Annotated in this window: 17 protein-coding genes; 7 read left to right on the top strand and 10 right to left on the bottom strand. The window is 49.5% G+C overall.

Annotated features, from left to right (window positions below):
• Nucleotides 1-402: 402 nt before the first annotated feature.
• The 3 genes from topA (at nt 403) to acnA (ending at nt 7,048) form a co-directional block, all read left to right on the top strand.
• Nucleotides 403-3,000, top strand: coding sequence for a type I DNA topoisomerase (gene topA, locus JK154_RS02445; RefSeq protein WP_211990880.1), 2,598 nt, complete (start codon nt 403-405; stop codon nt 2,998-3,000).
• A gap of 193 nt (nt 3,001-3,193) precedes the next feature.
• On the top strand, nt 3,194-4,168 hold the full coding sequence (gene cysB / locus JK154_RS02450; protein ID WP_211990881.1) for an HTH-type transcriptional regulator CysB: 975 nt from the start codon (nt 3,194-3,196) through the stop codon (nt 4,166-4,168).
• Between the two features lie 228 nt (nt 4,169-4,396).
• Nucleotides 4,397-7,048, top strand: coding sequence for an aconitate hydratase AcnA (acnA, locus tag JK154_RS02455; RefSeq protein WP_211990882.1), 2,652 nt, complete (start codon nt 4,397-4,399; stop codon nt 7,046-7,048).
• 72 nt (nt 7,049-7,120) lie between these two features.
• Here acnA and ribA read toward each other — a convergent pair whose 3' ends face one another.
• Entirely contained in the window at nt 7,121-7,717 is a 597-nt protein-coding gene (gene ribA, locus JK154_RS02460; RefSeq protein WP_211990883.1) for a GTP cyclohydrolase II, read from the bottom strand.
• Between the two features lie 498 nt (nt 7,718-8,215).
• Between ribA and JK154_RS02465 the strand changes: the two genes are divergently transcribed.
• The 4 genes from JK154_RS02465 to yciH all read left to right on the top strand — a co-directional run bounded on the left by JK154_RS02465 (nt 8,216) and on the right by yciH (nt 11,032).
• A complete protein-coding gene (locus tag JK154_RS02465) occupies nt 8,216-8,515 on the top strand; it encodes a LapA family protein (protein WP_211990884.1) in 300 nt (99 codons plus the stop codon).
• A 6-nt stretch (nt 8,516-8,521) separates the two neighbouring features.
• Nucleotides 8,522-9,691 carry a lipopolysaccharide assembly protein LapB gene (gene lapB, locus JK154_RS02470; RefSeq protein WP_211990885.1) on the top strand — a complete coding sequence of 390 codons (1,170 nt, stop codon included), beginning with the start codon at nt 8,522-8,524 and terminating at the stop codon, nt 9,689-9,691.
• Nucleotides 9,692-9,974: 283 nt separating this feature from the next.
• Entirely contained in the window at nt 9,975-10,712 is a 738-nt protein-coding gene (pyrF, locus tag JK154_RS02475) for an orotidine-5'-phosphate decarboxylase (protein WP_211990886.1), read from the top strand.
• Nucleotides 10,709-11,032, top strand: a complete 324-nt coding sequence (gene yciH, locus JK154_RS02480; RefSeq protein WP_211990887.1) for a stress response translation initiation inhibitor YciH — start codon at nt 10,709-10,711, stop codon at nt 11,030-11,032. The genes pyrF and yciH overlap by 4 nt, the downstream gene beginning before the upstream one ends.
• 102 nt (nt 11,033-11,134) lie before the next feature.
• Here the strand turns inward: yciH and JK154_RS02485 are convergent, their stop codons facing one another.
• The 9 genes from JK154_RS02485 to JK154_RS02525 all read right to left on the bottom strand — a co-directional run bounded on the left by JK154_RS02485 (nt 11,135) and on the right by JK154_RS02525 (nt 20,267).
• Nucleotides 11,135-11,557 (bottom strand): hypothetical protein, encoded by a 423-nt coding sequence (locus JK154_RS02485; RefSeq protein ID WP_211990888.1) that lies wholly within the window; start codon nt 11,555-11,557, stop codon nt 11,135-11,137.
• Between the two features lie 648 nt (nt 11,558-12,205).
• On the bottom strand, nt 12,206-12,388 hold the full coding sequence (locus JK154_RS02490) for a hypothetical protein (RefSeq protein WP_211990889.1): 183 nt from the start codon (nt 12,386-12,388) through the stop codon (nt 12,206-12,208).
• Nucleotides 12,389-12,616: 228 nt separating this feature from the next.
• Nucleotides 12,617-14,551 (bottom strand): exoribonuclease II, encoded by a 1,935-nt coding sequence (locus JK154_RS02495; protein ID WP_211990890.1) that lies wholly within the window; start codon nt 14,549-14,551, stop codon nt 12,617-12,619.
• Between the two features lie 76 nt (nt 14,552-14,627).
• Entirely contained in the window at nt 14,628-15,809 is a 1,182-nt protein-coding gene (locus JK154_RS02500; RefSeq protein ID WP_211990891.1) for a carboxymuconolactone decarboxylase family protein, read from the bottom strand.
• A 195-nt stretch (nt 15,810-16,004) separates the two neighbouring features.
• Nucleotides 16,005-16,796, bottom strand: coding sequence for an enoyl-ACP reductase FabI (gene fabI / locus JK154_RS02505; protein WP_211990892.1), 792 nt, complete (start codon nt 16,794-16,796; stop codon nt 16,005-16,007).
• Nucleotides 16,797-16,927: 131 nt separating this feature from the next.
• Nucleotides 16,928-17,743, bottom strand: coding sequence for a putrescine export ABC transporter ATP-binding protein SapF (gene sapF / locus JK154_RS02510; protein WP_211990893.1), 816 nt, complete (start codon nt 17,741-17,743; stop codon nt 16,928-16,930).
• Nucleotides 17,743-18,735, bottom strand: coding sequence for a putrescine export ABC transporter ATP-binding protein SapD (gene sapD / locus JK154_RS02515; protein WP_211990894.1), 993 nt, complete (start codon nt 18,733-18,735; stop codon nt 17,743-17,745). The genes sapF and sapD overlap by 1 nt, the downstream gene beginning before the upstream one ends.
• A complete protein-coding gene (gene sapC / locus JK154_RS02520) occupies nt 18,735-19,625 on the bottom strand; it encodes a putrescine export ABC transporter permease SapC (protein ID WP_211990896.1) in 891 nt (296 codons plus the stop codon). Before sapC ends, sapD begins: the two co-directional genes overlap by 1 nt.
• 363 nt (nt 19,626-19,988) lie before the next feature.
• Nucleotides 19,989-20,267 carry a hypothetical protein gene (locus JK154_RS02525; RefSeq protein WP_211990897.1) on the bottom strand — a complete coding sequence of 93 codons (279 nt, stop codon included), beginning with the start codon at nt 20,265-20,267 and terminating at the stop codon, nt 19,989-19,991.
• Between the last annotated feature and the right edge of the window lie 17 nt (nt 20,268-20,284).

Consider the following 20,284-nt stretch of genomic DNA (forward strand, 5'->3'; position numbering starts at 1 on the left):
GAACATTCGTCTCTTATGAAAAATGAGGTTAGTGTACGTCTATTTTTCCTGTCAGGGCAAATAACCCTGTACTATCGGTAGCGGTTCAAAATAGCAGGACAAATTGGCGTTAACCAAAATTGCGTGCTAATAAAGTTGCGTAACATATTTTATCAGGTAGAGTGTGACGCTTTCGCGAATCTGGCAACAGAATTGCTTGACATTCAACCAAATATTCGTAGCACTGTAGCATTTACACGAAAGCCTGAGCACTTAACACCTTGCTGTGTCGTGGATTGTGGCGCAGTTGATAAATGAAAAGGTTGATCTCCTCCGACGTGACCACCACATGTATGGCACGTCGCCAGTGGATGGTGAAACCAGCGACGTATTCCTGGATGAATTAAATAGGTAAAGGTGAATATGGGTAAAGCTCTCGTCATCGTTGAGTCCCCGGCAAAAGCTAAAACGATTAACAAATATCTCGGAAATAACTACGTGGTTAAGTCCAGCGTGGGTCATATCCGTGATTTGCCGACCAGTGGATCAACCACCAAGAAAAGCACCGACGCAGCAGCCCCTAAGGGCGCTAAAAAGGTCAAAAAGGACGAACATACTGCCTTAGTCAATCGTATGGGTATCGACCCGTGGCATGACTGGAAGGCACGTTATGAAATACTGCCTGGTAAAGAGAAAGTCGTTGCCGAGCTCAAGTCCCTTGCTGAAAACGCTGACCACATCTATCTCGCAACGGATCTTGACCGCGAAGGGGAAGCCATTGCCTGGCACCTGCGGGAAGTGATCGGTGGCGATGATGCCCGTTACAGTCGTGTGGTTTTTAACGAAATCACTAAAAATGCGATTCAACAGGCTTTTGATAAACCCGGTGAACTGAATATTGATCGGGTTAATGCTCAACAGGCACGCCGCTTTATGGACCGTGTCGTAGGCTATATGGTTTCGCCATTACTGTGGAAAAAGATCGCCCGTGGCCTGTCTGCCGGACGTGTCCAGTCCGTTGCCGTACGGCTGGTGGTTGAGCGTGAGCGTGAGATCAAAGCTTTTGTGCCGGAAGAGTACTGGCAAATTGATGCGAGCCTGAACACACCAAAGGGTGATTTGTTGGGGATGCAGGTCAGTCACCATCAGGATAAACCCTTCCGCCCGGTTAATCGTGAACAGACTATGGCCGCAGTAGCGCTGCTGGAAAAAGCAAGCTACACCGTTCGGGATCGTGAAGATAAACCGACCAGCAGTAAACCTGGTGCGCCTTTTATCACCTCGACACTGCAGCAGGCCGCGAGCACTCGTCTTGGTTTCGGGGTGAAAAAAACCATGATGATGGCACAGCGTCTCTATGAGGCCGGGCACATCACCTACATGCGTACTGACTCGACGAATTTGAGCCAGGATGCGTTGAGCATGGTCCGTGACTATGTTTCGGAAAATTTTGGAGCGGAATACCTGCCTAAAGAACCGAATCAGTACGCCAGTAAAGATAATTCGCAAGAAGCTCACGAAGCGATTCGCCCGACGGATATCCAGATACAGTCGGAAGTCCTGAAAGATATGGAAGCGGATGCGCAGAAGCTGTATCAACTGATTTGGCGCCAGTTTGTTGCCTGTCAGATGACACCGGCCCAGTACGATGCGACCACCCTGACAGTGGAAGCCGGAGAATACCGGCTCAAAGCCCGGGGACGTATTCTGCGTTTTGATGGCTGGACTAAAGTGATGCCAGCCCTGCGCAAAGGCGATGAAGACCGCACCTTGCCAGCCGTGAACCCGGGGGATGCTCTTTCCCTGACGGAACTGATGCCAGCCCAGCACTTCACCAAACCGCCTGCGCGTTTTAGTGAAGCTTCTTTGGTCAAGGAACTGGAAAAACGTGGCATTGGGCGTCCGTCTACCTATGCATCTATTATTTCCACCATTCAGGATCGTGGTTACGTGCGTGCGGAAAATCGCCGCTTCTATGCCGAAAAAATGGGTGAGATAGTCACAGATCGTCTGGAAGAAAACTTCCGCGAGCTGATGAACTATGACTTTACCGCCCAGATGGAAGACAACCTCGACAAAATAGCGACCAACAAAGCGGAATGGAAACAGGCTCTTGATCACTTCTTCAGTGATTTCAGTGCCCAGCTTGAAAAAGCGGAGCAGGATCCTGAACATGGTGGCATGCGGCCTAACCAGATGGTGCTGACCAGTATCGATTGTCCGACCTGTGGGCGGGAAATGGGAATTCGTACGGCCAGTACCGGGGTTTTCTTAGGCTGTTCCGGGTATGCATTACCCCCGAAAGAGCGTTGTAAGACTACGATCAATCTGGTAGCCGAAAATGAAGTGCTTAACGTCCTTGAAGGGGACGATGCGGAAACCAATGCCTTACGAGCCAAACGTCGTTGCCAGAAATGCGGCACGGCAATGGACAGTTACTTAATCGATCCTAAGCGTAAACTGCATGTTTGTGGTAATAACCCAACTTGTGACGGCTATGAGATTGAAGAGGGTGAGTTCCGCATCAAAGGTTACGATGGCCCGGTTGTGGAATGTGAGAAGTGCGGCTCAGAGATGCACCTGAAAATGGGGCGTTTTGGCAAGTATATGGGATGCACCAACGAAGCGTGTAAAAACACCCGTAAAATTCTGCGTAATGGCGAAGTTGCCCCACCGAAGGAAGATCCGGTGCCATTGCCTGAGTTACCTTGTGAAAGGTCAGATGCCTATTTCGTGTTGCGTGACGGTGCAGCCGGGGTTTTCCTTGCGGCCAATACGTTCCCGAAATCACGAGAAACACGTGCCCCTCTGGTTGAAGAGTTGCACCGTTTCCGGGATCGTCTGCCAGAAAAACTGCGTTATCTGGCGGATGCCCCCCAGGCTGATGCTGAAGGTAATAAATCAGTGGTTCGCTTTAGCCGTAAAACCAAGCAGCAGTATGTCTCTTCTGAAAAAGAGGGCAAGGCAACAGGCTGGTCAGCGTTCTTTGTTGACGGCAAATGGGTTGAAGGAAAGAAATAGCGTCTGAGCGATGAGAAAACCGGGGGCGACTCCGGTTTTTTTTTAGCCCTATATAACTTGTTTATTATTATTCGCTACAATCTATACAAAGTAGCTATAAATGATATAGTGGATATACGGTTATTTTACGCTCACGATACTGCCATGCCGCCCATCGCGATAGCGTACTTATTTTGATTCTGGATACTCAATCATGAAACTACAGCAGCTTCGTTATATTGTTGAAGTCGTCAATCACAATCTTAATGTTTCCTCAACGGCAGAAGGGCTCTATACCTCCCAGCCGGGCATCAGTAAACAGGTGCGCATGCTGGAAGATGAATTGGGGATCCAGATTTTTGCCCGTAGCGGTAAACACCTGACCCAAGTCACTCCGGCAGGGGCAGAGATTATCCGCATCGCCCGGGAAGTGCTGTCAAAAGTGGATGCCATTAAATCCGTTGCCGGGGAACATACCTGGCCAGATAAAGGCTCCCTGTATGTTGCCACGACTCATACTCAGGCGCGTTATGCCCTGCCGAGTGTGATCAAGGGCTTTATCGAGCGCTATCCCAGGGTCTCGTTACACATGCACCAAGGCTCACCAACCCAGATAGCCGAGGCTGTGTCTAAAGGTAATGCTGACTTTGCCATTGCGACAGAAGCGCTCCACCTTTATGACGACCTGGTGATGCTGCCTTGTTACCACTGGAACCGTTCCATTGTGGTGACTCCAGATCATCCGCTGGCTTCCAAAACAACGGTGACGATTGAGGAACTGGCCCAGTACCCTCTGGTTACCTATACATTTGGTTTTACCGGACGTTCAGAACTGGATACTGCGTTTAATCGTGCCGGGCTGACGCCGCGAATTGTGTTTACCGCCACTGATGCTGATGTGATTAAAACCTATGTACGACTGGGGCTGGGGGTAGGGGTGATTGCCAGCATGGCGGTTGACCCGATCACGGATCCGGACTTGGTGCGTATCGAAACCCCGGGCATCTTTAGCCACAGTACTACCAAGATAGGTTTCAGACGCAGTACTTTCCTGCGTAGCTATATGTATGACTTTATCCAGCGTTTTGCCCCGCATCTGACGCGTGATGTTGTGGACACCGCAGTGGCATTACGCTCCAATGATGATATCGAAGAGATGTTTAAAGACATTAAACTCCCTGAGAAATAACAGAAACGGGTGTCTTCTGGCCCTTGAAGATACCCATTTTTACCTCAGGAATAACTCGCTTTTGAGATGATTTCCGCATTCCCTTGATACGTTCCTCCTGGCTATTGTCGCGCCCTTATTCCTTCATTAACGCCACTTCAGGCTGATGGTATCAACTTATGGTATCTTTACTCTGTACCCTGTGATCCCACAGGGTTATAACATCCTTGCCTTTGTTAAGGAGGAGCTATGTCGTGTACCCTGAGGACCATCAGCAAAAGTAAACTAAAAATCAACGATAAGACTTACCATTTCTATAGCCTCGCGCTTGCTGCACAGCAACTCGGTGATATTCACCGCTTACCTAAATCCCTGAAAGTTTTGTTAGAAAACCTGCTGCGCTGGCAGGATGAAGACTCCGTCACCAGGGAAGATATCCAGGCTGTGGCCTTGTGGCTTAAAGATGCGCATTTTGAGCGAGAAATTGCCTACCGACCATCACGCGTTCTGATGCAAGACTTTACCGGCGTTCCTGCGGTGGTTGATCTGGCCGCGATGCGCGAGGCAGTGAAAAGACTGGGCGGGGATGTCAGCCGGGTTAATCCATTGACTCCCGTTGATTTGGTGATTGACCACTCGGTCACTGTGGATAACTTTGGCACGCCGGACGCTTTTGAAGAGAATGTGGATCTTGAAATGCGGCGTAATCACGAACGCTATGTGTTCCTGCGCTGGGGTCAGCAAGCGTTTAACTACTTCAGAGTGGTTCCCCCGGGTACGGGGATTTGCCACCAGGTGAATCTTGAGTATTTGGGGAAGACCGTCTGGAGTGAACTACAGGGGGAGGACTGGATAGCTTATCCGGATACATTGGTAGGAACCGACTCACACACCACAATGATCAATGCACTGGGCGTGCTTGGCTGGGGCGTTGGGGGGATAGAAGCTGAAGCCGCAATGCTTGGGCAACCTGTGTCGATGCTGATCCCGGACGTGGTGGGCTTTAAGATTATGGGGAAACTACGGGAAGGTATCACCGCAACTGATTTAGTCCTGACGGTGACACAGATGCTGCGTCAGCATGGTGTGGTCGGGAAATTTGTTGAATTCTATGGAGACGGGCTGGCCTCACTGTCACTGGCTGACCGGGCGACCATTGCGAATATGGCACCCGAATATGGTGCGACTTGTGGTTTTTTCCCGGTTGACGATATCACCCTTGATTATATGCGTCTGAGTGGCCGTAGTGAGCAACAAATTGCCCTGGTTGAAGCCTATACGAAAGAGCAAGGATTGTGGCGACACGCCGGGGATGAACCCGTATTTACCAGTACGCTGGAACTCCATATGCAAGATGTTGAGGCCAGCCTTGCCGGACCGAAACGTCCGCAGGATCGGGTCCCCTTGAGTGCCGTACCCCAGGCCTTTAATGCGTCCCGTGAGCTTGAGGTGAATACGCCCAGGCACCCGCGTGAGAACACGGGGGCGCTGGCGGAGGGTGCGGTAGTGATCGCGGCAATTACTTCTTGTACTAATACCTCTAATCCTGGGGTGATGATGGCCGCGGGGTTACTGGCTCAAAACGCCATAAAAGCGGGACTGAGTGTTAAGCCCTGGGTAAAAGGCTCACTGGCCCCGGGCTCTAAAGTGGTATCGGATTACCTCGATAAAGCAGGGCTGACAGCCAGTCTTGACCAGCTGGGTTTTAATCTGGTGGGTTATGGCTGTACCACATGTATTGGTAACTCCGGGCCACTGCCTGAGACTATTGAACAAAGCATCAAAGCTGAATCGCTTACGGTCGCGGCGGTACTCTCCGGGAACCGCAATTTTGAAGGGCGTATCCACCCCCTGGTTAAAACTAACTGGCTGGCATCACCACCACTGGTGGTGGCCTATGCACTGGCGGGGAATATGCGCATCGACCTGGTACATGAACCATTAGGCCATAATAAGCAGGGAGAGCCGGTTTATTTGAATGATATCTGGCCTGGCAGTGATGAAATTGCTCAGGCGGTGGCCCAGGTGTCCAGTGCTATGTTCGTCCGGGAATATCGGGAAGTCTTCACCGGTACTGAGGCGTGGCGTAATATCAAGACCGAACGGGCTCAAACCTATCACTGGCAGCCTGAGTCGACTTACATTCGCCAGTCGCCTTTTTTTGACCTTATGGAGGCGGAACCCGCACCGCTGATGGATATTCAGGGTGCCAGGATACTGGCAATGCTGGGGGATTCGGTGACAACTGATCATATTTCACCCGCTGGTAGTATTAAGCCTGATAGCCCTGCGGGGCGATACCTTCAACAGCAGGGTATCCCTGAGTCAGACTTTAACTCTTATGGTTCAAGACGGGGTAACCATGAGGTGATGATGCGGGGCACCTTTGCCAACATCCGTATTCGCAATGAAATGGTTCCCGGTATCGAAGGGGGGATGACACGGCTGTTACCGGATTCCCGGATTATGTCTATTTATGATGCGGCGATGGCCTATAAACAGCAAAATTTGCCCCTGGCGGTGGTTGCCGGTAAAGAGTATGGATCAGGCTCCAGCCGTGACTGGGCAGCAAAAGGTCCTAATCTGTTGGGGGTGCGTCTGGTGATTGCCGAGTCATTTGAGCGTATTCATCGCTCAAATCTGATTGGTATGGGGATATTACCGCTGGAATTCCCTGAGGGTGCGACGCGTAAGACACTGGGGTTAACCGGAGAGGAGCTGGTTGCGGTAGCGTCACTGAATAGCCTGACACCGAAAGCAGACATTCCTGTTATTCTGACCCGTGCGGATGGCAGCCAACAGACATTGCTCTGTCGTTGCCGTATTGATACCGGGAATGAATTAACCTACTTCCGTCATGGGGGCATTTTACAATATGTTATTCGTAAGATGCTTAATTAAAAAGCGGCGATAATCACCAGAGAAAGAGGGGAATGTCCCCTTTTTCTCTGGCAGTACCCCGGACCGGTGGTATTACTGGGTGTCGCCCAGCAGGTGCCCCATTTTTTTGGCTTTGGTATCAAGATAGTGTTCGTTGTTGGGATTACGTCCGACGATCAACGGTACTCTTTCAACAATATTGATTCCTGCACCACTGAGTATATCGACCTTCTTCGGATTGTTAGTGAGTAAACGAACCCCGTCGATCCCAAGCAATTTAAAGATATCAGCACAGAGGGTGAAGTCACGTTCATCCGCCGCGAAACCAAGCTGGTGATTAGCCTCCACCGTGTCATAGCCTTGATCTTGCAGGGCATAGGCACGGATTTTATTTAACAGGCCAATATTACGGCCCTCCTGGCGATGGTAGAGTAGAACCCCGCGACCTTCTTCTGCTATCCGGGCGAGTGCGGCTTCCAGCTGAAATCCACAGTCGCATCGCAGGCTGAACAATGCATCGCCGGTTAAACACTCGGAATGTACCCGCGCCAGCACAGCCTCTTCCCCAGTAATATCACCATACACCAGCGCGACGTGATCTTTTCCGGTGGCTAATTCTTCAAATCCGACCATCAGGAAATCGCCCCATGGGGTTGGCAGTTTGGCTTCTGCCACGTGTTTAAGCTGCATGTGATTCTCCAGGTACTTGATTTGGCGTAAGGGTGCGCCAAACCACTGATGCAATATGACGGCATATTTTGCCACAACCGACAACAGTACGCCTCAACTGTTATTAACGGCTCTATTTTCTTTAACTCTGGAAAAATCCGTTTATCTATCTGTGCACTATGATGATGGTGAACCTCTTTTTATTCCTGGATACAATGTTATTGTTTGTTCCTGTGAGGCGCAGAGCTGCGTCTTTTTAATTAAGGGGTGTTATGCTTAGAAAATATCAGTATCCGGTGGCGTTTTTTTTTGACAAACAGTGACAAAATCAGATCGTCATCGCTTTGAATTGACTGATATTGAATATGCAGAAGAGGGTTGATCTTCTCTGTTTAACCCCCATTCTTAGTAAACCAGCCCCTGGCAATGGATTTCGTGATATCCCCCAGTGTAGTAAGTGGTATCATTAGGTTGCATTTGGGTATAGTAGATGACCTTTCGCACATATCGGGATGTAATGTGAAATATTTACTCATTTTTTTATTAGTACTCGCCATCTTTGTGATCTCCATTACTCTCGGGGCGCAAAATGATCAAGTTGTTAACTTTAACTATCTGATTGCTCAAGGCGAGTATCGTGTGTCGACATTACTGGCGACACTGTTTGCTGGCGGGTTTATCATCGGCTGGTTAATTTGCACACTTTTCTGGCTGCGGGTTCGTTTATCTTTGGTGCGTGCAGAGCGCAAAATTAAGCGACTGGAACAACAGGTTGTCTCTTCTGTTGAAACAGCGAATGTGCCAGTAGTGAAGGGATAAGCGACGATGCTTGAACTGTTGTTTTTGTTGTTACCTATTGCGGCCGCATATGGCTGGTATATGGGGCGGCGGAGTGCGCAACAAGATAAGCAACAGGAGGCCAGCCGGCTGTCACGTGACTATGTCACCGGGGTCAATTTCTTACTTTCCAATCAGCAGGACAAAGCCGTTGACCTGTTTCTGGACATGCTGAAAGAGGACACGGGGACGGTTGAAGCCCATCTGACATTAGGCAATTTGTTTCGTCAGCGCGGGGAAGTTGATCGGGCGATACGTATTCACCAAACCCTGATGGAAAGCGCTTCCCTCAATTACGACCAGCGATTGCTCGCCATTCAGCAGCTGGGCCGTGATTACATGGCCGCAGGCCTGTATGACCGTGCCGAAGACATGTTCAGCCAGTTAGTGGATGAAACCGATTTTCGCAGTAGCGCGCTGCAGCAACTGCTGCAGCTCCATCAGGCCACCAGTGACTGGCAGAAGGCCATTGATGTCGCTGAAAAACTGGTTAAGTATGGTAAAGATCAGCATCATACTGAAATCGCGCATTTCTACTGTGAACTGGCATTGCAGAGTATAGCCAGTGACTCCCTCGATAAGGGTATGGCTTTACTGAAGAAAGGCGCTGCAGCGGATAAAAATTGTGCCCGGGTCTCTATTATGATGGGGCGCATTTTTATGGAAAAAGGGGAGTACAGCCGTGCTGCGGAAACGCTGACCCGCGTGATAGACCAGGACAGTGAGCTGGTGAGTGAAACCCTTGAAATGTTGCAGACATGCTACCGACAGTTGGATGAACCTGATATTTGGGAAACCTTTCTGCGGCGTTGCGTGGAAGAAAATGTGGGGTCCAGTGCTGAGTTGATGCTGGCGGATGTCCTGGAACAGAAAGAAGGGGCGGAGACCGCCCAACTTTATATTAACCGCCAGTTACAACGTCACCCAACGATGCGCGTTTTTCATCGCCTGATGGACTACCACTTGCATGAAGCGGAAGAAGGGCGAGCGAAAGAAAGCCTGATGATCTTGCGGAACATGGTGGGCGAGCAAATCCGTACAAAACCGCGCTACCGCTGTCAAAAATGTGGTTTCACCGCATTTAGCCTTTACTGGCACTGCCCATCATGCCGTGCCTGGTCAACCGTTAAACCGATTCGCGGGCTCGACGGGCAATAAAGAAACTTATCATATTATTCTGTTACCGACATGCTGTGTGCTGGTGTTTGTCTTGCTTTCATTAGTTACAACATACTAGTTGCTATTTACCATTCCACCATCAGCAACCGTGTCGTCAGCAAGATCATAAGCCTGGCAGCGGCAGGGCGCCTGCTAAAATCATTTTCACAAACAATCTTCCCATAAACACGGAGTTGGCTGTCAATTTTTTAAGTCGACGAGTAGAATGCACCCGATTTATCTTTCTGCGCCGAACGGTGCCAAACAGACAGAAGGTTCTGCTATGAATTCAATTGATTGCTCCTCCCGTATGGTCACCGAGTCCCCCATCGTGGTCGCGCTGGATTATGACAGTCGTGATAAAGCATTAGCATTTGTCGACCGTATCGACCCTCGTGATTGCCGCCTTAAAGTCGGCAAAGAGTTATTCACCCTGTCTGGGCCCCAGCTTGTGCGGGACCTGCAACAGCGCGGCTTTGATGTTTTCCTGGACTTAAAATTTCACGATATTCCTAACACGACTGCACATGCCGTGGCGGCTGCAGCTGAGTTAGGGGTGTGGATGGTGAATGTGCACGGGAGTGGTGGTAAACGTATGATGAGTGCAGCCCGGGAGGCACTGATTCCCTTTGGGAAGGATGCTCCATTACTGATTGCTGTTACTGTGCTCACGAGCATGGAGGCGAGCGACCTTGCTGATCTGGGTGTAAATATGTCCCCTGCTGACTATGCTGCTCGCCTGGCTACGCTGGCCCGTGATTGTGGCCTTGATGGTGTGGTCTGTTCAGCTCAGGAAGCCGTTCGCTTTAAACAGGAACTGGGGCATGATTTTAAATTAGTTACTCCGGGGATCCGTCCGTCAGGCAGCAATGTGGATGATCAGCGCCGTATTATGACCCCGATTGCAGCACAGCAAGCAGGGGTGGATTTCATGGTCATTGGCCGGCCTATCACCCAGTCAAACGATCCTGCACAGACGTTGCGTGACATACGGGCATCACTGGCACAGGAGGTAATATGAGTAAAGATAACCCCCTCGTTTATTCTACTGAAACGGGGCGCATTGATACGCCAAAAGCTGTCGTCCAGCGCCCTAAAGGTGATGGCATTGTACGTATACAAAAACAGACCAGCGGCCGTAAAGGTAAAGGCGTTTGTCTTATCAGTGGTATTGATGCGGATGATGCCACGCTTGCCCGTATTGCTGCGGAATTAAAAAAGAAGTGTGGCTGTGGTGGTGCAGTGAAAGAGGGCATCATTGAAATTCAGGGAGATAACAGAGAATTATTAAAGTCGCTACTTGAAGCAAAAGGGATGAAAGTGAAACTGGCTGGTGGGTAACGATATTAATGCAGGCCGTAATAAACCGGCCTGCTATTTTTCCCGGTGGTTGCTTTAATTCTTATGCCCTATATCTGCCGTTGACTGCGTGAATAGAACCGGCTATTCATGGGGGGGTATTTTATTATTGTCTGCTGGATTGAGATTATTTGAATTACTGGTATTTATCCATTTATCTCGCGCCATCTGTCGATCCACCGCAAAGTCTTTTAATGCCAGTTTTAAATTTTTCATTTTGTCTGGTGTTAATTGTTCGATATTGATCTGCTCCCTCTCAGCAGGTCGGGCGGTGGAGGTATCCTGTTTTATCATTTGCTCAAGCTGGGATATCATTTTTGGCGTCAGTGGCGGCAAAGGTGCGCGACGCTTTTTGACAGGGGCAGCCATTGTCGGAGCTTTCGCCGTTATCTGTGGACGTAATGGCAGAGTCTGTAAAGATGATCGGCGTTTGGCTCCTGATTCGCAAGAAGAAAGAGGATACCGTTCCTTTTTAATTTGAGTGCTATGGTTATCCGCAGTCGCCATTTTTCCTGTTAAATGGGGGCTGAATTGTATGTCGACTGGCATGGATCTGGACTCATTCACGGGAGTGCGCTGCTGATAAAATGGTTCCCTGCCCGGGGCGGCTGCGTTTTTTTTACAAGTTTGATCGGTATTTTTAACACTGAATAGTTTTGACAGAAATGAGCATGTCTGTCTGATTTTCTCTGTTATTGGTGCAGTGATTTTTTGTATTTCCTGGATGAATTGGGAGCAATAAATTATTTTCATCTTCGCCTTCTCTTTATTTTATGATTTATAAATGCCATGTATATATTCTCCTGCATTAAATAATCAGCAGTCTATCAAATAACGGCTAAATCATGAGGCTATCGCCCGAAGTGCTTTAATTTCTTCTGTGAGTTCAAGGGATAAATGAGTAAATATTGTGGGTGGAAACCTCAGTTTACGAACGGCCGCAGAGAGTACGGATTTATTTATTTCACCGGCAATATGAGAGGGGGAGGCTGTTTTTATAGCAACACAAAATAGGGTATTGGGCCATGTGAGTGTTAAAGCGAATAGTCTGGCGAAAAGAAAAAGACAACAAGCAACCTGCGCGCTTTTTAGCAGGAAACCCCATCAGGGCAGATCGCCTGACGCTGAAAATATCAGGAAAAAGAAGGCCTGGAACTAGATCTCCCAGGGGGATTTCTTGTGCTCATGATGATTAATGTTCTGATCCCGATACTGTTCGAGCAGTTCTGCTTTCAAAATTTCCAGGTTATTAATCGCGGAGGGATAGTCTTTCGCCACCAGAATATCCAGCACGGTATCAATACGTTTGATTAATTGTTGTGGATCAATCGCTGACATGGCAACCCCTGTAAACAGAAATAGTGAGTCCCGCTATAATGCAAAATAACCAGGACAAAGAGAAGATGATAATGCGATTTTTTGGCTTTTTTTCCAATTGATTATGAATAACTTATACCTGGTTATCATAACATTGTTTGTCACAGACTATCGCTAAAATCCCCCCGGCAGCATGTTGCTGTCAGGGGGACATGATAAGGCTTACTGCAGCCGCATCGTTTTTACGTTTTAGAGGGCGGGACGCGCAATAATACTGCGAGTTTCCATCCTGACTTCTGCAATAGTGACATCAATGACATCTGCCACTTTGTAAACCACGTCACCTTTCACTTGTACGGTACCCAGTTCCTGACTGCAGACCAGCTCATCACGCACGGTATGAATAAAGGGAGCCGGAATAAAAGCGCTGGCACCGTTATCGATCAAACGGACACGCATACCCCCCCGGCTGACATCAACAATTTCAGCGGCAAAACGCGTTTCTGTTCCGGCTTTATCATTCAGAAAACGGGCATATAACCAGTCGCTGACGTCACGCTCCGCCATGCGGTTCAGACGCCGGCGCTCCGTCATTTGTGTGGTTATATCATTCCCCGGGCGCTGTCCGACTTCACCTTTAATAATGGCTTTTAACAGGCGGTGGTTCACCATATCGCTAAATTTACGAATCGGTGACGTCCAGGTAGCATAAGCCTCAAGCCCGAGACCAAAGTGTGGGCCTGGTTCGGTACTCGTTTCTGCAAATGACTGATAACGACGGATACGACTGTCAAGGAAGGTTGTTGGCTGGCGATCAAGTTCACGACGTAATTTACAAAAACCTTCCAGCGTCAGCACTTCCTGAGGATCGGCCGTGATACCGTGGGTTTTAAGCATCTCGGTTAGCTGTTCAGTATTTGCCGGGTCAAAGCCCGTATGCACGTTATAAATACCAAAACCGAGAGTATCGCGTAGCACAATGGCTGCACAGATATTGGCCGCAATCATGGATTCTTCCACGATGCGGTTTGCAATACGTCGAGATTCAGAAACAATATCCAGGACTTCGCCTTTTTCACCCAGCACAAAACGGTAGTCTGGACGATCTTTAAATACTAAAGCATGCTGTTGACGCCAGGTATTTCTTGCCAGACAGATACGCTGGAGTAACTGAATTTGTTCAGCCACCGCGTCATTTGGCGGTGTCCAGCTTCCTTGTTCTTCCAGCCAGTCTGAAACTTCGTCATACACCAGTTTCGCTTTGGACTCGATAGTCGCCGTAAAGAAGTGGATATCATCGCCAATGGCCCCGTCTGCACCGACAGACATCTGGCAAGCCAACACCGGGCGGGTAACATTCGGACGCAGCGAGCACAAGTCATCTGACAACTCGCGAGGGAGCATAGGAATGTTGAACCCCGGCAGATAGTTAGTAAAGGCGCGAACTCGGGCAATGTTGTCCAGGGGGCTATCCGGGGCTATCCATGCGGTGGGATCGGCGATAGCCACCGTCAGCAACAGACTACCGTCATCCATCGCCTCTGCATAGAGTGCGTCATCCATATCTTCAGTGCTGGCACTATCAATGGTAACGAAACTGAGTGCGGTGAGGTCTTTACGAACGAGGCCGTCATCCAGCATCTCTGTCGCGATCCCCTCAGGAGCCGTTCGTTCCAAATTATGACGTGACAACGTCACCCACCATGGGACCAGGGGATCATCTGCGAAGGTGATGTATTGGGTGAGGTCAGCAAAAAAACCTCGATCACCTTTCAAGGGATGACGACGCATCTCCGCTACTGCCCAGTCCCCATTTTGGAACTCATGAGTAACAGACTTTTCAGCACGACAAGGGATAGCGTCCCTCAGTAATGGATGATCCGGGACAATGGATAGTCGGTCATCTTTTTTCTGAATGCGTCCAACAAAACGTGTGAGGAATGGTTCAATCAGCGTTTCTGGTTCAGCAGATTCGCGGTCTTTCTCCGTATGAATAACCGCGCTTATCCTGTCGCCATGCATGACTTTTTTCATCTGTGGCGGCGGGATGAAATAACTTTTGGTGGCATCAACTTCCAGAAAGCCAAAGCCTTTTTCAGTGCCTTTCACCACACCTTCTGCGCGTGGAGTCTTGGCATGCAGTTGCTGTTTTAGCTGCGCGAGCAGCGGGTTATCCTGAAGCATATTATTTTTTTTTCGTGGCCAAAGAGCGGCTGACAGTTTTACGCGAATCCTTACCTTGCGGCAAGTGATGATTACCTTACGGGGGGAAGGTTTTTGGGGCATTCAGTGTGCCAAGCCCCGTCTTCAGCCGATTCAGCCATCCCACCAGCCCGGAATGGATTAAAAGATGAAAGGCTTGCTGTTCAGTAAAGCCCTGGGCGAAGAGCGGTGCCAGCTGTGTATAACTAAATCTATCTGGTGAGCGCGTCAATAATTGAACGGTTTGCATTATGGCATTTTCACGCGGGTGATGTTGGCTGAATGCGTCGACTGCACTTTCTCCCTGGCGAACCGTATCAGGCAAACTTGGGGCCCCTTGCCAGTGCGATGCCGCGCTATTGAAACATGTCAGGCTGCCATTAATTCGGGAAACCAGCATCATGACCAGGCGTCCGTCATCATCTTCGGGCAGTCCTGTGGGCCAAAACTGACGGGTGAGTTGTTCCAGCCCCATCAGCATTTGTGGGTCATGAGCCAGCAGGCCAGCTAGCTCATGAAGTGTGGCCGATTTACGGCCCGTCTTCAGGGCGTGCAACTGTTCCTCACTGGCATAACGACGTTCAAGGGCGGCCAAATCAGACTGCCAAATTCCCTCCGGGTGATTGAATATTGCCCCATCAGCATCTTGCTGGGCATTAAGGCCCGGTAGCAGGCGAACAGGGAAGTGCATAAAGGCCTGTAAAACAGCAATCGTATACGCCTGAAAACCTATAAACCCAATCAGTTGAGTAAAGGTAATGATATCCTCAATCGATAATCCACACTCATCCAGTTCCATTAATGATGTTGCTTTGATGCTGGTGGGGTGGCTGGCAAGCTGGCGAGAGAATTGTGTGATTTGTGTCAGACGGCGATTGGATTCGCGGGACGAATCACTGCTGCATTCCGGGGCAAGGAGTGCAGCATAGTAATTACACAGGCGTTGTACACCAAAGACTTGTGCCACCGTCAGGGCTGTGGTCAGTCGTTCATAGCGAGTGAAAGTGTGCAGACGATTCGTTTCTACCTGTTCAGGCAGCAACAAATTCGACAAAGAACGGGCGATTGGTGCCCAGGGAATGCCTCTCAGGAGAGGGGGGTCAGCCAGCTTGAGGTCAAGCAGAAAACGATCATCAACCTGGGGCACTTCAGGCACGAGAGGTTGAACATTTGTCAGATTCTGACTGGACTGTGTTTCATGATACCACTGGCTTTTACCTGAAAAGCGTCGTTGTTCCATGCTTGTTCCTTGAAAGACAGTTTATAAACCGAAAGGGGTTGGGTTCCGGTGTAATCCTGACGCAAGGCGGGCAACAGACAAAATAACGATCGGTGATAATAAATATCAGAAAGGCATAATAACCGGGTAATCCGGGAGGATGGTGCTAATCAGCCTGTTGAGGCGAACGGGTGTTCGCCTCATGAGTACTGGAAATTAATCCTTGAGTTCGAGCTCATTCATGGCAGCAATACTAAAACCACCATCAACGTGAACGACTTCACCGGAGATGCCGGCAGACAGATTCGAGCACAGGAACGCCGCTGAATTACCTACATCTTCAATGGTAACGGTACGACGAATCGGGGTCACGGCTTCGCAATGAGCCAGCATTTTACGGAAATCTTTAATACCCGAAGCAGCCAGGGTACGAATAGGGCCCGCAGAGATGGCATTAACACGCACACCTTCTGGTCCCATAGCATTTGCCATGTAACGAACGTTGGCTTCCAGAGAGGCTTTTGCCAGGCCCATCACGTTGTAGTTAGGGATAGCACGTTCAGCACCCAAGTAGGACAGGGTTAACAGGGCAGAATTTGGGTTCAGCATCTCGCGGCAGGCTTTGGCCAGTGCCACAAAACTGTAAGAACTAATGTCGTGGGCAATTTTGAAGCCTTCACGGGTGACAGCATTCACATAGTCCCCATCCAGCTGATCTCCCGGAGCAAAACCGATAGAGTGCACAAAACCATCAAATTTCGGCCAGCTTTTTGCCAGTTCGGTAAACAACGCGTCAATGCTTTCATCTTCTGCTACATCACAAGGAAGAACCAGGTTTGACCCCAGATCTGCAGCAAAACCTTCAACACGGCCTTTCAGCTTTTCATTCTGATAGGTAAACGCCAGTTCAGCACCTTCACGGTGCATAGCTTGTGCAATACCATAGGCGATGGAGAGTTTACTGGCTACGCCAGTGATAAGAATGCGTTTACCGGTAAGAAAACCCATAGCGATAATCCTTAGTTGTCATTATTGTTTGCGGCCTGTGGATTAAAACGCGTCCAGGCCAGCGTTAAAACGGCGGCAATTCTACCATGACTCGACGCCAATCGTTAATCCGACCACTTTATTTCACTCAATTACGGTTGTTTGCGGTCTTTTCGCCAGGCATCGGCGGTTAAAGCCTCACCAAAGTGACTGTTTATCAAACGCCTGGTCAGTTCATGCAACGGAGAGGCCAGCACATCAGCGGTACTGCCGCGTTCCACCACTTCACCTTGATGCATGACCATCACTTGATCACTGATATGTTTCATCATGCCAATATGCTGGGTGACGTAAATATAGGAAATACCATGTTTCTCTTGCAATTCCAGCATGAGATTAATCAGTTGCGACCGCATCGACATATCGAGTGAGGCCAGTGCCTCATCGGCAATGATCACCTGTGGGCGTAGGATCAATGCCCTGGCAAGGCCTAAACGCTGCTTCTGCCCTGGGGCTAACATATGAGGGTAATAACTCGCATGGTCCGGGAGCAAGCCCACCATGCGTAACGTTTCCATCACATGCTGGCGACGCTCATGGGCCTGCCACTCCGTATTCAGACGCAGAGGAAAATCCAGAATCTGTGAAATACGCTGCCGGGGGTTAAGTGACGTTGTAGGATCCTGAAAAATCATGCGGACGCGTTGACTGCGATAAGCATAATCACCATAGTGCAGCGGTGTGTCGTCAATCAGGATCTCACCGCCACTAGGCTCAATCATTCCCACCAGCATTTTTGCCAGTGTTGATTTTCCGGAACCGTTCTCACCAATAATTGCCAGCGTCTGCTTTTCACGTAAGGTAAAACTCAGCGGTTTTACCGCCTCAAGCTGATGACGCTTAAATAAACCGTTACGATAGCGAAAGGTTTTACTCAGATGACGCACTTCCAGCAGCGAATTGAGCATCAATTGCTCTCCATATTTAGCGGGAAATGACAGGCATAGTAGTGATTCTTCGTATTTTCAAGCCAGGGGGCATCAATACACTCTCGTTGTGCGTAAGGGCAGCGAGGTCCAAGACGGCACCCTATGGGAAGTTGCTCCAGCACCGGGATAGCTCCTGGCAGGGTGTTCAGACGACTTTTATGGGGCATCGGGCTACCAAAATCAGGGATCGCACGAATCAATGCCTGGGTATAAGGGTGGTGCGGGGTGGTCACCAGCTCTTCGCTGGATGCACTTTCGACCGTCTGCCCGCAATACATCACATTAATTTTATCCGCCCATTTACTGAGCATCTGTAAGTCATGACTAATCAATAGAATGGTAGTGTTATTGTTTTGATTCAGCCGGGTCAACAGCCGAAAAATTTGTGACTGTGTCGTGGGCTCCATGGCATTGGTGGGTTCATCGGCGATCAGGAGTCGTGGCTGGTTAGCCAGTGCGATGCCGATCATGACTTTCTGACATTCCCCTTCGGTGAGTTCATAGGGGTAGCAGTTCATGATGCCCCGATGGTCTTTAATTCCCACACGATGCAACAGTTCAATTGCACGACGAGTACGCCAGCCCGGACGACGCCACCAACGGCCTTTATAAGTCCAGCCGGGAATGTTCTGTATCAACTGACGACCAATCTTTTCCGAAGGGTCAAGACAGGACTGAGGTTCCTGGAAAATCATCGACAGGTTATACCCCATTAACCGCCGCCGCTGGCGTGGTGAGAGTTTTAACAGGTCAATATCATCAAAACGCATGCGATCAGCTGTTGTTCGCCAGTTATCCCGGGTAATGCCACAAATGGCTTTAGCAATCAGACTCTTCCCTGACCCTGACTCACCCACCAGGCCACGAATCTCACCTTCGTTCAAGGTGATGCTAACGCGGTCGACGGCTTTGACCCAACCTTCAGGTGTCATAAATTCTATGGTCAGATTACGAATATCAAGCAGTGGCATTATTGAACCCCGGCATTGATGGCGCGACGTAAACCATCGCCCAGTAAGTTGACGAGCAGTACACTTACCATGATAGCAGCCCCGGGGAGCATCACGGTCCAGGGCGCGACGTAAATTAATTCCAGTGAGTCACCCAGCATGCTGCCCCATTCTGTGGAAGGGAACTGAGCCCCAAGATCAAGAAAACCGAGTGCGGCAATATCTAAAATAGCTATCGATAAGGCCCGGGTCACTTCTGTAATCAGCGTGGATGCGGTATTAGGTATTACCGCAAAACGCATTAACTCAAAGGTGGATGCGCCATCCAGTCGTGCCGCAATGACATACTCTTTCTCCAGCTCATCATGTACTGCACTATAAACCGAGCGAACCATTCGTGGTAAAAGTGCCAGCCAGACAGCAAACATCGCATGACCCAGGCTGGGGCCAACAAACGCCACGACAATAATGGCTAACAGCAACGAGGGAATGAACAGCAAGGTATCAAGAATGTGGTTTAATACCGCCGAGCGCAGGCCGTGAGTGGCCCCGGCAATACTGCCAAGAACGATACCGCATCCGGTTGCTGCCAGAGTAATAAGAAATGCACTGCCAACGGTTGGTGCTGCACCAGACAAGAGGCGACTCAGCACATCTCGCCCTAAATCATCCGTCCCCAGGAAGAATGAAATCTCACCGTAACGTGACCAGGAGGGGGGTAACAGCTGATAGCCCAGGAACTGCTGGTCTATCTGGTAAGGGGAGAAAAGCCCGCCAAACAGGCAAAGTATAATGAGGCCACCACAACCATACAGGCCAATCATCCCTGTGGTGTCACCATAAAACTTGTACCACGTCAGGCGCAGCGTGCTTGGGGGGCGTTTTTCCCGGTAAACACTATCGTAGGGCATAGAGACCTGATCTGTTTTTCATATTTATTGCCTTGGTTTTATGCCTGACGGCCCCAAAATGTATCGCTGGATGGTTTACTGAAACCAAACTGAGGACATTCCTCGGGAAAGAGGGGAAAGGTGCCACGATATCACACTTACCAGGCCTGAATGCCAGACGCAGGGTGTCTGACGGCATAATGTTTTAAACTGCCAATACGTTGGTGGAGTTTACCCGCCTGACTGACAGTAAGTATAAACAACCCAGTGTTGGCAATTATCTATCGAACTCCAGGGTTCATGCAAGGGTATGAGGCCTGCAATTTGTCGCTCATGGTAGTCAGACAGCACCGACCAGAGCACCCTTTCTACGGTTATTGCCCGTTAAGAGAGGAATAAGGCGACAACCGCAATGATAAGAACGGGTATCATGGTCAGGGCGATAATAAACATCCCACCGGAATACTCACTCAGCATACTCAGGTTAAGGTTATTCTCTTTCTGCAATTCACCTAATGCTGCTTGTTGATTACTGGCCATGACGGTGATGGGATGTTTTTTAAAACCATTACTGGAAAACTCAGCTTTGAGCTTTCTTGAAAGCGCTGCCTTAGGGATGGCCTGAATGTCATCACCTTTATAATAAAAAATATATTTGTCCATAGCGTCACCCGAGTCTG

It is taken from the genome of Citrobacter sp. JGM124, assembly GCF_018257795.1.
Lineage (GTDB): Bacteria > Pseudomonadota > Gammaproteobacteria > Enterobacterales > Enterobacteriaceae > JGM124.

Coding starts and splice junctions, on each gene's coding strand:
- JK154_RS02495 (WP_211990890.1), bottom strand. CDS start 14,551: ATGCTTCAGGATAACCCGCTGCTCGCGCAGCTAAAACAGCAACTGCAT.
- sapD (WP_211990894.1), bottom strand. CDS start 18,735: ATGCCACTGCTTGATATTCGTAATCTGACCATAGAATTTATGACACCT.
- JK154_RS02525 (WP_211990897.1), bottom strand. CDS start 20,267: ATGGACAAATATATTTTTTATTATAAAGGTGATGACATTCAGGCCATC.
- yciH (WP_211990887.1), top strand. CDS start 10,709: ATGAGTAAAGATAACCCCCTCGTTTATTCTACTGAAACGGGGCGCATT.
- lapB (WP_211990885.1), top strand. CDS start 8,522: ATGCTTGAACTGTTGTTTTTGTTGTTACCTATTGCGGCCGCATATGGC.
- topA (WP_211990880.1), top strand. CDS start 403: ATGGGTAAAGCTCTCGTCATCGTTGAGTCCCCGGCAAAAGCTAAAACG.
- sapF (WP_211990893.1), bottom strand. CDS start 17,743: ATGCTCAATTCGCTGCTGGAAGTGCGTCATCTGAGTAAAACCTTTCGC.
- JK154_RS02500 (WP_211990891.1), bottom strand. CDS start 15,809: ATGGAACAACGACGCTTTTCAGGTAAAAGCCAGTGGTATCATGAAACA.
- sapC (WP_211990896.1), bottom strand. CDS start 19,625: ATGCCCTACGATAGTGTTTACCGGGAAAAACGCCCCCCAAGCACGCTG.
- JK154_RS02490 (WP_211990889.1), bottom strand. CDS start 12,388: ATGTCAGCGATTGATCCACAACAATTAATCAAACGTATTGATACCGTG.
- JK154_RS02485 (WP_211990888.1), bottom strand. CDS start 11,557: ATGGCGACTGCGGATAACCATAGCACTCAAATTAAAAAGGAACGGTAT.
- cysB (WP_211990881.1), top strand. CDS start 3,194: ATGAAACTACAGCAGCTTCGTTATATTGTTGAAGTCGTCAATCACAAT.
- ribA (WP_211990883.1), bottom strand. CDS start 7,717: ATGCAGCTTAAACACGTGGCAGAAGCCAAACTGCCAACCCCATGGGGC.
- pyrF (WP_211990886.1), top strand. CDS start 9,975: ATGAATTCAATTGATTGCTCCTCCCGTATGGTCACCGAGTCCCCCATC.
- fabI (WP_211990892.1), bottom strand. CDS start 16,796: ATGGGTTTTCTTACCGGTAAACGCATTCTTATCACTGGCGTAGCCAGT.
- acnA (WP_211990882.1), top strand. CDS start 4,397: ATGTCGTGTACCCTGAGGACCATCAGCAAAAGTAAACTAAAAATCAAC.